The sequence below is a fragment of the Streptomyces sp. MK37H genome, assembly GCF_018035285.1.
Lineage (GTDB): Bacteria > Actinomycetota > Actinomycetes > Streptomycetales > Streptomycetaceae > Streptomyces > Streptomyces endocoffeicus.
This window is the reverse complement of the sequence record NZ_JAAAYH010000043.1, coordinates 18,040-35,318: the sequence shown is the minus strand read 5'-3', so window position 1 is coordinate 35,318 and position 17,279 is coordinate 18,040. Positions and strand designations below refer to the sequence as shown.

At 74.1% G+C, this 17,279-nt stretch carries 2 protein-coding genes; both read left to right on the top strand.

Annotation, left to right across the window (positions count from 1 at the left end):
* On the top strand, positions 1 to 12,071 hold a 12,071-nt coding region (locus GWI24_RS09540; protein ID WP_210945451.1), incomplete at its 5' end, for a type I polyketide synthase.
* 64 nt (positions 12,072 to 12,135) lie between these two features.
* Complete coding sequence (locus GWI24_RS46105; RefSeq protein WP_210945450.1) at positions 12,136 to 17,133, top strand: type I polyketide synthase; 4,998 nt, start codon at positions 12,136 to 12,138, stop codon at positions 17,131 to 17,133.
* Positions 17,134 to 17,279 lie beyond the last annotated feature (146 nt).

Below are 17,279 nucleotides of genomic sequence, written 5' to 3'. Positions count from 1 at the left end.
AGTCCTGGCTGGCCGACGACCGCTTCACGGACTCCCGTCTGGTCCTGCTGACCTCGGGGGCCGTGGCCACCGAGACTGGTGAGCCGGTGGCGGACCTCGCGGGCGCCGCCGTACGCGGTCTGGTCCGCTCCGCCCAGTCCGAGAACCCGGACCGCTTCGTCCTGATCGACCTCGACGGCCATGACGACTCGCGGGCCGCGCTGCCCGCCGTGCTCGCGAGCGGCGAGGCCGAGGCCGCGGTGCGGGAGGGCGTCCTCAAGACGCCACGCCTGGCCCGCGCCGCGTCGGTGGCCGACAGCGAGGCCCCGGAGTGGAACCCGGACGGCACGGTGCTGGTCACCGGCGCGTCCGGTTCACTGGGCGGCCTGTTCGCCCGCCACTTGGTGGCCGAGCGTGGCGTACGGCATCTGCTGCTGGCGAGCCGTCGCGGCGGCGAGGCGCCGGGTGCGAGTGAACTCGCAACCGAACTGGCCGAGTTGGGCGCCGAGGTGCGCTGGGCGGCATGTGATGTGGCGGACCGGGACGCGCTCGCCGCGGCCCTCGCCGCCATCCCCGCCGAGCACCCGCTGACGGCGGTCGTGCACACGGCCGGTGTGCTGGACGACGGTGTGATCGGCTCGCTCACCCCCGAGCGCGTCGACCACGTCCTGCGCCCGAAGGCGGACGCGGCCTGGAACCTGCATGAGCTGACCCGGGACCTCGACCTGTCGGCGTTCCTGCTGTTCTCCTCGGCCGCCGGTGTGTTCGGCGGCCCGGGGCAGGGCAACTACGCGGCCGCCAACGCCTTCCTGGACGCCCTCGCCCAGCACCGCGCCGCCCAGGGCCTGCCGGCCACCGCGCTGGCGTGGGGCCTGTGGGCCGGTGGTGGCATGGGCGACACCCTGGACGAGGCCGACATCACCCGGATGCGGCGGGCCGGAGTGCCCCCGCTGCCGGTGGCCGAGGGGTTGCGGCTCTTCGACGCCGCGCTGACCGTCGACGAGGCGTCGCTGGTGCCGATGCGCCTGGACCTCGCGGCACTGCGCAACCAGCCCGCCGTCTCGCCGCTGCTGCGCGGCCTGGTGCGGGGCCCGGCGCGGCGCGCGGTGGACGCGGTCGCGGCGGGCGGCGAGACCGGGCTTGCCGCACGGCTCGCCGGGCTGAGCACGGCTGAGCAGGAGCGGCTGCTGCTGGATCTGGTCCGGGCGCAGGTGGCGACCGTGCTCGACTACGCGGGCGCGGAGACCATCGGCTCCGGGCGGGCGTTCAAGGACCTGGGCTTCGACTCGCTGACGGCTGTCGAGCTGCGCAACCAGCTCAACACGGTCACCGGGCTGCGGTTGCCCGCGACGCTCATCTTCGACTACCCGGACCCGCAGGTCCTGGCCCGCCATCTGCGGACCGAGCTGGTGGGCGAGGAGTCGGCGGAGGTGCACACCCCGGTCCCGGTGGCGGCCGTCACCGAGGACGATCCGATCGCCATCGTCGGTATGAGCTGCCGCTACCCGGGCGGGGTCACTACCCCCGAGGAGCTGTGGCAGCTCGTCATCGGCGCCACCGACGCCATCTCCGACTTCCCCGTGGACCGTGGCTGGGACCTCGACGCGCTCTACAGCGACGACCCCGACCAGGTGGGCACCAGCTACACCCGCGAGGGCGGCTTCCTGCACGACGCCGCCGACTTCGACCCGGACTTCTTCGGGATCAACCCGCGCGAGGCCATGGCGATGGACCCGCAGCAGCGGCTGCTGCTGGAGACCTCATGGGAGGCGTTCGAGCGCGCGGGCATCGACCCGGCGGCCGTACGCGGCAGCAAGACCGGTGTGTTCGCGGGCGTCATGTACCACGACTATCTGACCCGGCTGACCGCCGTCCCCGAGGGGCTCGAGGGCTACCTCGGCACCGGCGGCGCGGGCAGCATCGCCTCGGGCCGGGTGGCGTACACCTTCGGTCTCGAGGGCCCGGCTGTCACCATCGACACGGCGTGTTCGTCGTCGCTGGTGGCGCTGCACCTGGCCGCGCAGGCGCTGCGCAACGGTGAGTGCTCGCTGGCGCTGGCCGGTGGTGTGACCGTCATGGCCACCCCGGACACGTTCATCGACTTCAGCCGCCAGCAGGGGCTCTCCACCGACGGCCGCTGCAAGTCCTTCGCCGCCTCGGCGGACGGCACGGGCTGGGCCGAGGGCGCGGGCATGCTGCTCGTCGAGCGGCTGTCGGACGCGCGGCGCAACGGCCACCGCGTGCTGGCGATCGTGCGGGGCTCCGCCATCAACCAGGACGGCGCCTCCAACGGCCTGACGGCGCCCAACGGCCCGTCCCAGCAGCGCGTCATCCGTGACGCGCTCACCAGCGCCCGGCTCACCACCGCCGATGTCGATGTGGTGGAGGCGCACGGCACGGGTACGACGCTGGGCGACCCGATAGAGGCCCAGGCCCTGCTCGCCACCTACGGCCGCAACCGGCCGGAGGGGCAGCCGCTGTGGTTGGGCTCGCTGAAGTCCAACATCGGCCACACCCAGGCCGCCGCGGGTGTCGCGGGCATCATCAAGATGATCATGGCGATGCGTCACGGGGTGCTTCCGCGGACCCTGCACATCGACGAGCCCACCCCGCATGTGGACTGGGCGGCGGGCGATCTCGAGCTGCTGACCGAGGCCCGGCCGTGGCCGGAGCTCGACCGGCCCCGCCGGGCGGCCATCTCGTCGTTCGGCGTGAGCGGTACGAACGCCCACACCATCCTGGAGCAGCCCCCGGCCCCCGCTCCGGAGGAGACCCCCGCGACCGGTCGTCCGGTGGCGGAGCTGCCGACGGTGCCGTGGGCGCTCTCGGGCAAGTCCGAGGCCGCCCTGCGCGGCCAGGCCGAACGGCTCCTCGCCCACCTCGCCACCCACCCCGAGCTGGACACCACGGACGTCGGCCACTCGCTGGCGACGGGCCGGGCGGCGCTTGAGCGGCGCGCGGTGGTCGTTGGCGAGGACCGCGCCGGGCTGCTGTCCGGCCTGGAGGCGCTCGCGCGTGGCGAGTCGGCGGCCGGGCTGATCCAGGGAACGGTGGCCGAGGGCGGCAAGGTGGCCTTCCTGTTCACGGGGCAGGGCAGCCAGCGGCTGGGGATGGGGCGTGAGCTGTACGACGCCTACCCGGTGTTCGCGGAGGCGCTGGACGAGGTGTGCGATGAGCTGGACCAGCACCTTGAACGGCCGTTGAAGCCGGTGCTGTTCGGGGATGACGCCGATGCGCTGGATCAGACGGGGTTCACTCAGCCCGCGTTGTTCGCGGTCGAGGTGGCGTTGTTCCGGCTGGTTTCGGAGGCGTGGGGGCTGCGGCCCGATTTCCTCTCCGGGCACTCCATTGGTGAGTTGGCCGCCGCGCATGTGGCGGGTGTGCTCTCGCTCGCGGATGCCGCGAAGTTGGTGGCTGCGCGTGGCCGTTTGATGCAGGAGCTGCCTGCGGGCGGCGCGATGATTGCCGTCCAGGCGTCGGAGGACGAGGTGGCGCCGCTGCTTACCGAGCGCGTCTCGATCGCCGCCCTGAACGGCCCGACGTCGGTGGTCATCGCGGGTGACGAGGACCCGGCGCTGGAGATCGCGGCCGGTTTCGAGGCGCAGGGTCGTAAGACCAAGCGGCTCACCGTGAGCCATGCGTTCCACTCGCCGCGCATGGACAACATGTTGGACGCGTTCCGCGAGGTGGCACAGGGGCTGACGTACGAGGCCCCGCGTATCCCGATCGTCTCCAACCTCACCGGGAATGTGGTCTCCGCCGAGAAGATCGCGACCGCCGACTTCTGGGTGCGCCACGTCCGCGAGGCCGTCCGTTTCCTCGATGGTGTAAGGACGTTGGAAACGCAGGGCGTCACCACCTACGTCGAGTTGGGCCCCGACGGTGTGCTCACCGCCATGGCCCAGGAGTGCGTGTCGGGCGATGCCGCCGCCTTCGTCCCGGCGCTCCGCAAGGGGCGTACCGAGCCGGTGGCGCTGACGGCGGCGCTCGCCGCGCTGCACACGCGGGGGCTGACCCTGGACTGGGCGGCGTTCTTCGCCGGTACCGGAGCCCGCGCGGTCGAGCTGCCGACCTACGCCTTCCAGCGGCAGCGCTTCTGGGTCGAGAACCCGGAGGAGGTCCGCGAGGCCGTCGCGGCCATGGATTCCGTGGACGCGCGGTTCTGGGAGGCCGTCGAGCGCGAGGACTTGGAGGCCCTGGCCGGGACGCTCCAGTCCGAGGACGCGGACGCCGACGCGCTCTCGTCGCTGGGCGCCGTCCTGCCGATGCTGTCCTCGTGGCGGCGCCGCCAGGGCGAGCGGTCCACCGTGGACGCCTGGCGCTACCAGGTGACCTGGAAGCCGGTGGCCGCCCGCGCCGAGGGGACGCTGACCGGCCGCTGGCTGGTCGTCGCCCCGGCCGACGCGACGGACGGCGGGGCGGACGGCGCACTGGCCGAGGGTGTCGTACGGACGCTGGCCGCACGCGGCGCCGAGGTGCGAACGGTCGAGCTGACCGCCGAAGACCGTACGGGCATGGCCGAGCTGCTGCGCGAGGCGGTCGCCGACGCGCCGGTGGCCGGGGTGATCGCGCTGCCGTCCCTGACGGAGGGGGCCGACGGGCTGCTCCGCACGGCCGCCCTGACGCAGGCGCTGGGCGATCTGGCCGTGGACGCGCCGCTGTGGGTCGCCACGCGCGGCGCGGTCTCGACCGGCCGGGCGGACGGTCCGGTGGACCCGTGGCAGGCGCGGGTCTGGGGCCTGGGCCGGGTCGCGGCCCTGGAACTGGCCGAGCGGTGGGGCGGTCTGGTCGATCTGCCGGAGACGGTGGACGACCGTGCGCTGTCCCGGCTCGCGGGCGTGCTGGCCGGTGGCGAGGGCGAGGACCAGGTGGCGGTGCGCGCCTCCGGTGTCTTCGGCCGCCGGCTGACCCGGGCCGCCGAGACCGCTGCCAGGACGGCCAGGACCGCCAAGACTGGCAAGACCGCCACGACTGCCAAGACCGAGCGTGGCCGCGACTGGCGGCCGGGCGCGGGTTCGGTGCTGGTGACGGGCGGTACGGGCGCGCTGGGCGCGCATGTGGCCCGCTGGCTGATCGACAAGGGCGCCGAACACGTGGTGCTCACCAGCCGCAGTGGCCTCGACGCCCCGGGCGCGGCCGAGTTGCGGGACGAACTCGCCGCCTCGGGCGCCCGGGTCAGCGTCGCCGCCTGCGACGCCGCCGACCGTGAGGCGCTGGCCGCGCTGGTGGCCGGGCTCCCGGCCGAACTGCCGCTGACGGCCGTGGTGCACGCGGCCGGGGTGCTGGACGACGGCGTTCTGGAGTCGCTGACCCCCGAGCGCTTCGCCACCGTCCTGCGCGCCAAGGCCGACGCGGCGGCCAATCTGCACGAGCTGACGCGGGACCTGGACCTGACGGCCTTCGTCCTGTTCTCCTCGTTCGCGGGCTCGATCGGCGCCGCCGGTCAGGCCAACTACGCCGCCGCCAACGCCTTCCTGGACGCGCTCGCCGAGCGCCGCCGGGCCGAGGGCCTGCCCGCCACCTCGGTGGCCTGGGGCCCGTGGGCCGAGGGCGGAATGGCCGCGGACGACGCGCTGGAGCAGCGCATGCGCCGCGCCGGGGTGCCGCCGATGGCGGCGGACCTGGCCATCGCCGCGCTGCAGCGGGCCCTGGACCTGGACGAGACCGCGGTGACGGTCGCGGACATCGACTGGGAGCGGCTGGCCCCCGGCTTCACCGCCTCCCGGCCGAGCCCGCTGCTGCTGGAGCTGCCCGAGGCGCGTACGGCGCTGGACGCCGAGGGCGGGCGTACGGCCCGTACGGCCGGTGGCGGCGCGGACGAGTCCTCGCTGACCCAGCGGTTCGCGGGGGTCCCGGCGGCGGAGCGCGAGCGGATGCTGCTGGACCTGGTGCGCTCGGCCGTGGCCGATGTGCTGGGCCACTCCGACGCGGAGGCAGTCGAGGCGGACCGGGCCTTCCGGGACCTGGGCTTCGACTCGCTGACGGCGGTGGAGCTGCGCAACCGGCTGAACACCGTGACCGGGCTGCGGCTGCCGCCCACCCTGGTGTACGACTACCCGTCGTCCTCGGCACTCGCCGCCCATCTCCGTACGGAGATCCTGGGCGACGAGAGCGCGGCCGACACGGTGGCCGGTGTGCCGTCCACGGCGGTGGCCGTCGCCGACGATCCCATCGCGATCGTCGGGATGAGCTGCCGCTTCCCGGGCGGTGTGCGGTCGCCGGAGGAGCTGTGGCGGCTGCTGGTCTCCGGGCAGGACGCGGTGACGGGCTTCCCGGCCGACCGTGGCTGGGACCTGGAGGCGCTGTACGACCCGGACTCGGCCACCGAGCACACCAGCTATGTCCGCGAGGGCGGATTCCTGGCGGACGCCGGGGACTTCGACGCGGCGTTCTTCGGCATCTCGCCGCGTGAGGCGCTGGCCATGGACCCGCAGCAGCGGCTGCTGCTGGAGACGTCCTGGGAGGCGTTCGAGCGGGCCGGGATCGATCCGACCACGCTGCGCGGCCAGCAGGTCGGCGTGTTCGCGGGCACCAACGGCCAGGACTACATGTCGCTCGTCCTCCACTCGCCGGACGGCGGCGATGGCTTCATGGGGACGGGTAACGCGGCGAGTGTGATGTCGGGCCGGGTGTCGTACGCGCTGGGCCTGGAAGGCCCGGCGGTGACGGTGGACACGGCGTGTTCATCGTCGTTGGTGGCGTTGCACTGGGCGATTCAGGCGTTGCGTGCGGGTGAGTGCTCATTGGCGTTGGCCGGTGGTGTGACGGTGATGTCGACGGCGGGTTCGTTCGTGGACTTCAGTCGTCAGCGTGGGCTGGCTGCGGACGGCCGGATCAAGGCGTTCGCGGCGGGTGCGGATGGCACCGGCTGGGGCGAGGGTGTGGGCATGCTGCTCGTGGAGCGGCTGTCGGATGCCCGGCGCAACGGTCATGAGGTGCTGGCGGTCGTGCGCGGCTCCGCGATCAACCAGGATGGCGCCAGCAACGGCCTCACCGCGCCGAATGGTCCCTCGCAGCAGCGGGTGATCCGGCAGGCGCTGGCGGGTGCGGGTCTGTCGGCGTCCGAGGTGGACGCGGTCGAGGCCCACGGCACCGGTACGACGCTGGGTGACCCGATCGAGGCGCAGGCGCTGCTGGCCACCTACGGCCAGGACCGCGAGGAGGGCCGACCGCTGTGGCTCGGCTCCATCAAGTCCAACATCGGGCACACGCAGGCCGCGGCCGGTGTCGCCGGTGTGATGAAGATGGTGCTGGCGCTGCGCCACGGTGTGCTGCCGCCGACGCTGCACGTGGACGAGCCGACCCCGCATGTCGACTGGTCCGCCGGTGAGCTGGAGCTGCTGACCGAGGCGCGGGAGTGGCCGGAGACCGGCCGTCCGCGCCGGGCGGCGGTGTCGGCGTTCGGCATCAGCGGCACCAACGCGCACACGTTGCTGGAGCAGGCCCCGGAACCGGAGGAGAGCCCGGCCGCCGCTCCGGCGGTGGAGCTGTCGACGGTGCCGTGGGTGCTGTCGGGCAAGTCCCCGGCCGCCGTACGCGGTCAGGCCGAACGGCTCCTGGCCCACCTCGGCGGCGAGACCGCTCCGGACGCCACCGATGTGGCCTACTCGCTGGCCACGACCCGCGCCGCCCTGGACCACCGGGCCGTGCTCACCGCGGACAGCGGGGCCGGGCTGCTGACGGGTCTCGCGGCGCTGGCGCGGGGCGAGTCCGAGGTGCCGGGCCTGGTCGAGGGCTCGGTGACCGGTGGCAAGGTGGCGTTCCTGTTCACGGGACAGGGCAGCCAGCGGCTCGGCATGGGCCGTGAGCTGTACGACGCCTTCCCGGTGTTCGCGGACGCGCTGGACGAGGTGTGCGCCCACCTGGACGCGCACCTGGAGCGGCCGCTGCGGGATGTGCTGTTCGGGGAGGACGCCTCCGCGCTGGATCAGACGGGTTTCACTCAGCCCGCGCTGTTCGCGGTCGAGGTGGCGCTGTTCCGGTTGGTCGAGGCGTGGGGTCTGAAGGCGGACTTCCTGTCCGGGCACTCGATCGGTGAGCTGGCCGCTGCACATGTGGCGGATGTGCTCTCGCTGGCGGATGCGGCGAAGTTGGTCGCGGCGCGTGGCCGGCTGATGCAGGAGCTCCCGGCCGGTGGCGCGATGATTGCCATCCAGGCGTCCGAGGACGAGGTCGCGCCGTTGCTCACCGAGCGGGTGTCGATCGCCGCGCTCAACGGGCCGTCGTCGGTGGTCATCGCGGGCGATGAGGACGCGGCTCTGGAGATCGCGGCCGGTTTCGAGGCCCAGGGCCGCAAGACCAAGCGGCTCACGGTCAGCCACGCGTTCCACTCCCCGCGCATGGACGGGATGTTGGAGGCGTTCCGCGAGGTGGCCGAGGGGCTGTCGTACGAGGCCCCGCGTATCCCGATCGTGTCCAACCTGACCGGTGGCGTGGTCTCCGCCGAGGAGATCACGACGGCCGACTTCTGGGTGCGCCACGTCCGCGAGGCGGTCCGTTTCCTCGATGGCGTACGGACGTTGGAAGCCCGAGGCGTCACCACGTACGTCGAGCTCGGCCCCGACGGTGTCCTCACCGCCATGGCGCAGGACTGCCTGGCCGAGCCCGACGCGGCCGAGCTGCTGCCCGCGCTGCGCAAGGGCAGGCCGGAGGCCGAGGCGGTGACGGGCGCGCTGGCCCGGCTGTACGTCCGTGGCCCGGCCCCGGACTGGGAGGCGTTCTTCGCCGGTACGGGTGCGCGGAAGGTCGCGCTGCCGACGTACGCCTTCCAGCGCGGCCGGTACTGGGTCGACGCCCAGCTGAGCCTGGACGAGGTGGCCTCGGCGGGGCTCGGCTCGGCCGATCACCCGCTGTTGGGCGCGGCGGTGGAACTGCCCGACGCGGACGCGTATGTGTTCTCCGGTCGGCTGTCGCTCGCCTCGCACGGGTGGCTGGCGGACCACACGGTCGCGGACACGGCCGTGCTGCCGGGCTCGGCGTTCGTGGAGCTGGCGGTGCGCGCCGGGGACCATGTGGGCTGTGCGCTGCTGGAGGAGCTGACCCTGGACGAGCCGCTGGTCCTGCCGGAGCGCGGCGGGGTGCGGCTGCGGGTGTCGGTCGGCGAGCCGGACGACGCCGGTCGTCGTCCGCTGGCCGTGTACGGGCGTGACGAGCGCTCGGAGGCGGACCGGCCGTGGACCCGGCACGCCGCCGGTGTGGCCGCCTCCGAGGCCCCTGCGGGTGGCACCCCTGCGGGTGGCGGCGCCGAGCCGCTGTCCGTCTGGCCGCCCGCCGACGCGGAGCCGGTCGACACCGATGAGCTGTACGCGAGCATGGCGCGCGCCGGACTGCTGCACGGCCCGGCGTTCCAGAGCCTGCGCCGCGTCTGGCGGCGTGGCGAGGAGGTGTTCGCGGAGGTGCGTATCGCGGAGGAGCGGCAGCCCGAGGCGGCCCGCTTCGCCCTGCACCCGGCCCTGCTGGACGGCGCGTTGCAGCCGCTGGCGCTGGGCGCGGGCGGTGCCGCGGTGGCGCGCTCCTGGCGTGGGGTGAGTCTGTACGCGGTGGGCGCCGAGGCGCTGCGCGTACGGCTCGCGCTGACCGAGGACGGCGCGGTGTCGATGGTGGCGGCCGATGAGTCGGGTGCGCCGGTGGCGTCGGTGGACGCGCTGGTGACCGGGGCGCTGGAGGTGGACCGGATCGCCGGTGCGGCCGCCTCCGACCGCCATGAGTCGCTGTTCCGTATCGACTGGGCGCCGGTGGCGGCGCCCACCGAGGCCGCTTCGGCGGGCTTCGCCGTCATCGGCGGCGATGAGCTCAAGCTGAGCGTGGCCCTGGAGACGGCCGGGTTCCGTGCCACGGTCCACGACGACCTCGTATCGCTGAACGCGGCGGTCGAGGCGGGCGGGCCCGCGCCGGACACCGTGCTGGTGCCGTTCCCGCCCGAGCCGGGCGCCGCGGAGGGCGGCCTCGCCGCCGGTGCGCACACGGCCACCCACCGCGTCCTGACCCTGGTCCAGGAGTGGCTGAACGGCGGTCGGCCCGGTGCGGCCCGGCTGGTGGTGGTCACCCGTGGCGCGGTCGCCGCGGCCGGTGACGCGGCGGTGGCGGACCTGGTGCACGCCCCGGCGTGGGGTCTGCTGCGGTCCGCGCAGACGGAGAACCCGGGCCAGTTCGTCCTGCTGGACGTGGACGGCGAGGTGTCGTACCCGGCGATCGCGGCGGCGCTGGACTCGGGCGAGCCCGAGCTGGCGCTGCGCGCCGGGACGGCGTACGCGCCACGCCTGGCCAGGGCCGAGGCGACCCCGGCCACCAGGGCCGTTGGCACGGCCGGGACTGCCGAGACCGCTGGCGCGGATGGGACCGCCATGGCCCCCGGTGCCGCCGGGACCGCCAGGGCCGTTGGCGCGGCCGGGACGGCCGAGACCGTCGGCGCGGATGGGACCGCCCTGGCCACCGGTGCCGCCGGGACCGCCATGGCCGTCGGCGCGGCCGGGACTGCCGAGACCGTCGGCGTGGATGGGACCGCCATGGCCACCGGCGTGGCCGGGACCGCCATGGCCATCGGCGCGGCCGGGACGGCCGAGACCGTCGGCGCGGCCGGGACTGCCGAGACCGTCGGCGCGGATGGGACCGCCCTGGCCCCCGGCGTGGCCGGGACCGCCATGGCCATCGGCGCGGCCGGGACGGCCAAGGTCGTCAACGCCACCGGAACCGCCAAGGCCATCGACCCGGATGGCACGGTGCTGATCACCGGCGCCACCGGCGGTCTGGGCAGGCTCTTCGCCCGCCATCTGGCCACCGCGTACGGCGCCCGCCATCTGCTGCTGACCAGCCGCAGCGGCCCCGCCGCCGACGGCATGGCCGAACTGGTGGCGGAACTCGCCGAGTTGGGCGCGCGGGCCACCGTCGCCGCGTGCGACGCGGCCGACCGGGAGGCGCTGGCCGGGCTGCTGGCCACGATCCCGGCAGACCGTCCGCTGACGGCCGTGGTGCACACCGCGGGCGTCCTCGACGACGGCGTCATCGACATGCTGACGCCCGAGCGGGTGGACACGGTGCTGCGGCCCAAGGTCGACGCGGCGGTCAACCTCCATGAGCTGACCCGCGATCTGGACCTGTCCGCCTTCGTGCTCTTCTCGGCCGCGGCCGGCACGCTGGGCGGCGCGGGCCAGGGCGGCTACGCGGCGGCGAACGTCTTCCTCGACGCCCTCGCCGGCCACCGCCGCGCCACCGGCCGTACCGCGCTGTCCCTGGTGTGGGGCATGTGGGCCGAGGAGCGGGGCATGGGCGGCAGGCTCGGCGAGGCCGACCAGAAGCGGGCGGCGCGCGGCGGGGTGCTGCCGCTGTCCGCGGAGGAGGGGCTCGCCCTGTTCGACGCGGCCCACGCCGTGCCCGACGAGGCGGTGCTGGTGCCCGTACGGCTGGAGATGGCGACGCTGCGCGCCGCCGCCACCACCGGGGAGCTGCCGCCGCTCTACCGCGGCCTGGTGCGCACGCCGGTGCGCCGCGCCGCGGCCGGTGGCCCCGCCGTCCCGGAGGCCGTGGCGGACACCGGCGAGGGCACCCTGGCCCAGCGGCTGGCCGGGCAGTCGGAGGCCCAGCAGCAGCGGACCGTGCTGGACCTGGTCCGCCGTCAGGTGGCCGCCGTTCTGGGCTACGCCTCGAAGGACCAGGTGGGCGCCGAGCAAGCGTTCAAGGAGCTGGGCTTCGACTCGCTGACCGCCGTGGAGCTGCGCAACCGGCTGAACGCGGCCACCGGGCTGAAGCTCACGGCCACGCTGGTCTACGACTACCCGACGCCGGTGGCGCTCGCGCGCCATCTGCGCCAGGAAGTGGCGCCGGAGGCCGAGGGCCCCGGAGTGCCCGTACTGGAGGAGCTGGAGCGGTTGGAGAACAGCCTGTCCTCGCTGACGCCGGAGGAACTGGTCTCGGTGACGGAGGACGAGGCCGCGCATGCGAACATCGCGGTGCGCCTGCAGACGCTGCTGGCGAAGTGGAACGACGTGCGTCGCACCGCGGACGACGCCGGGGCGGACGCCGAGGCGGAAGCGTTCGAAGAGGTCAGTGACGACGAGCTCTTCGACTTCATCGACAAGAGGTTCGGTAACGGCTGAAGCGCGGCAGCACCCTCATCCGGACCCCCCGACGATCAAGAGCATTGCGAATAGGTGAACGTCCATGGCGACTGCGAACGAAGCCAAGCTCCGCGAATATCTGAAGAAGGTCACCACCGACCTCACCGCCGCCCACCGGCGGCTGCAGGAGGCCGACGACCAGGCTCATGAGCCGATCGCCATCGTGGGCATGAGCTGCCGCTTCCCCGGAGGTGTCAGCACCCCCGAGGAGCTGTGGCAGCTCATGGCCTCCGGCGGCGAGGCGCAGACGGAGTTCCCGGCCGACCGCGGCTGGGACCTGCGGAACCTGTTCGACTCCGACCCGGACACCCCGGACACCACCTACACCCGCGAGGGTGGGTTCCTGGGCGACGCGACCCGGTTCGACGCGGCGTTCTTCGGGATCTCGCCGCGCGAGGCCATGGCGATGGACCCGCAGCAGCGGCTGCTGCTGGAGACGTCGTGGGAGGCGTTCGAGCGGGCCGGGATCGACCCCGCGTCCCTGCGCGGCAGCCGGACCGGTGTCTTCGCGGGCATGAACGCCTCCGACTATCTGACGGTGGCGCTCGACGCCGAGGACGACTTCGGCGGCCACCTCGGCACAGGCAACGCCAGCAGCGTCGTCTCCGGCCGGCTCTCCTACGTGTTCGGCCTGGAGGGCCCGGCCGTCACGGTGGACACGGCGTGCTCCGCGTCCCTGGTGGCGCTGCACCTGGCCGTCCAGTCGCTGCGGCTCGGCGAATGCTCGCTCGCGCTCGCCGGGGGCGTCCATGTGATGTCCACCCCGGGTCTGTTCATCGAGTTCAGCCGCCAGCGCGGGCTGTCCGAGGACGGCCGCTGCAAGGCGTTCTCGGCGGACGCCGACGGCTTCGGCCCGGCCGAGGGCGTGGGCGTCCTGCTGCTGGAGCGGCTCTCGGACGCCCGCCGCCTGGGCCACAAGGTGCTGGCCGTGGTGCGCGGCTCCGCCGTCAACCAGGACGGCGCGTCCAACGGCCTGACCGCGCCCAACGGCCCCTCCCAGCAGCGCGTCATCCAGCAGGCGCTGGCCAACGCGCGGCTGTCCGCGGGCGATGTGGACGTCGTCGAGGCCCATGGCACGGGCACCTCGCTGGGCGACCCGATCGAGGCGCAGGCGCTGCTGGCCACCTACGGCCAGGACCGGCCCGAGGAACTGCCCCTGCTGCTCGGCTCGGTGAAGTCCAACATCGGCCACACCCAGGGTGCCGCGGGCATCGCCGGGGTGATGAAGATGGTGCTGGCGATGCGGCACGGCGTCGTCCCCGAGTCGCTGCACATCGCCGAGCCGTCCCCGCACATCGACTGGTCCTCGGGGAAGATCGCGCTGGTCAGGTCGGCCACGCCGTGGCCCGAGACCGGCCGTCCGCGCCGTGCGGGCATCTCCTCCTTCGGCTTCAGCGGCACCAATGCGCACACCATCGTCGAGCAGGCACCCGCCGAGGAGCCGGGCCCGGTCGAGCTGGTGTCCAAGCACCCGGGTGTGCTGCCGTGGGTGCTCTCCGGCAAGAGCGAGGCGGCGCTGCGCGCCCAGGCCTGGCGGCTGCTGGACCGGCTCCACGACGAACCGGCGCTGCGCACGGTGGACATCGGCCTGTCGCTGGCCACCACCCGCTCCGCGCTGGACCACCGCGGTGTGGTCCAGGGCCGGGACCGCGAGGAACTGATGGCCGGGCTGACCGCCCTGGCCGAGGGCGGCATGGCGGCCGGTGTGGAACGGGGCGCCGTGGTCGCCGGGCAGACGGCGTTCGTCTTCCCCGGGCAGGGGTCACAGTGGGTGCGCATGGGCGTGGGGCTGATGGACGCCTCGCCCGTCTTCGCGGCCCACATCGAGGAGTGTGCGGCGGCGCTCGCGGAGTTCACCGACTGGTCGTTGGTGGATGTGTTGCGGGGTGCCGAGGGTGCGCCGTCGCTGGACCGGGTGGATGTGGTCCAGCCGGTGCTGTTCGCGGTGATGGTGTCGCTCGCGGAGCTGTGGCGTTCGCTGGGCGTCGTCCCGGCCGCGGTGATCGGCCACTCGCAGGGTGAGATCGCCGCCGCGTGTGTGGCGGGGATTCTGTCGCTGAAGGACGCGGCCCGTGTGGTGGCGCTGCGCAGCCAGGTGATCGGCCGGGTGCTGGCGGGCAAGGGCGGCATGGTGTCGGTGGCGCTCCCGGTGGCGGATGTGCGCGAGCGCATCGCGCCCTGGGGCGAGGAGCGGATCTCCATCGCGGCGGTCAACGGGCCCTCGTCGGTGGTCGTCTCCGGTGAGCCGACCGCGCTGGACGAACTGCTGGCGTCCTGCGAGGCCGACGAGGTGCGGGCGCGCCGGGTGCCGGTGGACTACGCCTCGCACTCGGCGCAGGTCGAGCTGCTCCGCGAGGAGCTGCTGGAGCTGCTGGCGCCCGTACAGCCGAAGAACGCCCAGGTGCCGTTCCTGTCGACGGTGACGGGGGAGTGGGCCGAGGGTCCGGAGCTGGACGCCGAGTACTGGTTCACCAATCTCCGCCGCACGGTTGAGCTGGAGGGCGCGGTCCGGCGGCTGCTGGACGAGGGCTTCGGCGTGTTCATCGAGTCCAGCGCCCACCCGGTGCTGACCATGGGTGTGCAGGAGACCGCCGAGGACGCCGGAGTGGACGCGGCCGCGATCGGGTCGCTGCGCCGTGACGAGGGCGGCCTGGACCGCTTCTGGGCCTCCGTCGGCGAGGCGTGGTCGCGCGGTGTGGCCGTGGACTGGGACGCGTTTTTCGACGGCACCGGCGCGCGCCGGATCGAGCTGCCCACGTACGCCTTCCAGCGGCAGCGCTACTGGCCCGAGGCCGCGCCCGCGCGGACGGCCGGGGAGAGCGGGCACGACGCCGTGGAGGCGAAGTTCTGGGCCGCCGTGGAGGCCGAGGACTGGCAGACGCTGGCCGCCGAGCTGACGGTCGAGGGCGATCAGCCCATGAGCGCAGTCCTGCCCGCCCTGGCGTCGTGGCGCAAGCAGGCCCGTGAGCAGTCCACGGTGGACGGCTGGCGCTACCGCGTGACGTGGAAGCCGCTCGCCGAGGAGCGGTCCGCGCGGCTGACCGGCGCCTGGCTCGTCGTCACTCCGGCCGCCGAGGACACCTGGACCGACGCCGTGGCCGGTGTGCTCGCCGAACGCGGCGCCGACGTACGGCGGATCGCCGTGGACACCGCCGGCGACGGCCGGGAGGAGCTGGCCGGGCGGCTGCGCACCGCGCTCGGCGAAGCCGAAGCCGAGGCCGAAGCCGAGGCCGACGGCGCCGCGTTCGCCGGGGTGGTCTCGCTGCTGGCCCCGGCCGAGGGCGCACACCCCGAGCACGCCTCCCTGCCCGCCGGAACGGCCGCCCAGCTCGCGCTGATCCAGGCCCTCGGCGACGCGGGGATCGGCGCGCCGCTGTGGTGCCTGACGCGGGGCGCCGTCTCCGTGGGCGGCACGGACCGCCCGGCCGCGCCCGAGCAGGCGCTGGTCTGGGGTCTGGGCCGGGTGGCCGCGCTGGAGCACCTGGAGCGCTGGGGCGGTCTGATCGACCTGCCCGACACGCCCGACGAGCGCGCCCTGACCCGGCTGGTGGGCCTCCTCGCCTCCGACGGCGACGACGACCAGGCCGCGATCCGTGCCACGGGCGTCTTCGGGCCCCGCCTGGTGCGCGCCCCGCTGGCCGACACCTCCGCCGTACGGGCCTGGAAGCCGACCGGCACCACGCTGGTCACCGGCGGTACGGGACGGCTCGGCGCACAGGTCGCGCGGTGGCTGGCCCGCAACGGCGCCGAGCATCTCGTCCTGGCGAGCCGCAGGGGCCCGGACGCCCCCGGGGCGGTCGAGCTGGAGGCCGAGCTGACCGGGCTCGGCGCCAAGGTCACCCTCGCCGCGTGCGATGTGACCGACCGCGCCGCGCTCGCCGACACCCTCGCGGCCATCCCGGCCGACCAGCCGCTGACGGCCGTCGTGCACACCGCCGCCGTCATCGAGGACGGGGTGATCGAGGGGCTGACCGCGGATCAGGTCGAGCGGGTGCTGCGGCTGAAGGTGGACGCCACGCGCCATCTGCACGAGCTCACCCGCGAGCTGGACCTGACCGCGTTCGTGCTGTGCTCGCACTTCTCCGCCACCTTCGGCGCGCCCGGTCAGGGCAACCAGGCGCCCGGCAACGCCTTCCTGCACGCCTTCGCCGAGCAGCGCCGCGCGGACGGGCTGCCCGCCACCACGCTGACCTTCGGCCCGTGGGGCGACGGCGCCACGGTGGACGGCGCCGTCGGCGACCGGATGCGCCGCCACGGCATCAACGAGATGGCGCCGGAGCCGGCCACCGCCACGCTCCAGCACGCGCTGGACCGGGACGAGACCGCGCTGACCGTCATCGACATGGACTGGCGGCGCTTCACCCTCGCCTTCACCGCCGACCGGCCGCGTCCGCTGCTGCACGACCTGCCCGAGGCCCGCGAGGTCGTCGAGGAGATGGCCGCCGCCGAGACCGACGACGCGGGCGCCGCCGGGACGGCCCTGGCCGGGCAGCTCGCGGGCCTGCCGGAGACCGAGCGGGAGCGGGTGCTGCTGGATCTGGTGCGCAGCGCGGTGGCCGCCGTGCTGGGCCACTCCGGCGCCCAGGCCATCGAGGCCGGCCGGGCCTTCAAGGAGCTGGGCTTCGACTCGCTGACCGCGGTCGAGCTCCGCAACCGGCTGGGCGCCGCGAGCGGGCTGAAGCTGCCCCCGAGCCTGATCTTCGACCACCCGACCCCGGCCGCCGTGGCCGCCTATCTGCGGGCCGGGATCGCGCCCGACGAGGCGGCCGACGGCACCGCGGTGCTCGAGGAGCTCGACAAGCTGGAGTCCGCGCTCACCGGCACCGCGCCCGACAACATCACCCGGGCCCGGATCACCATGCGGCTGCAGTCGCTGCTGGCGAAGTGGAACGAGTCGGACGGCACGGCGGTCACCGCCGAGCCCGCCGCCGCGGCGGCGCCGGAGCGCCCGGCGAAGGACACGGTGGACGCCGAGCAGCTCCAGTCGGCCAGCGACGAAGAGCTCTTCGCATTCATCAACAAGGGCCTCGGAAGGGCTTGACGAGAATTTCGCTATTGACGTCGTATCCAATATCGGCCAGGATTTTCTCTACCCTTCAATAGGGTTTCGAAATACCGGGCTGCCCCCTATCGCTCCTTGGGTCTCCAGGGGGTCATAGGGGGCAGCTAGGGGTTGTTATGAGGGTT

Coding starts and splice junctions, on each gene's coding strand:
- GWI24_RS46105 (WP_210945450.1), top strand. CDS start 12,136: ATGGCGACTGCGAACGAAGCCAAGCTCCGCGAATATCTGAAGAAGGTC.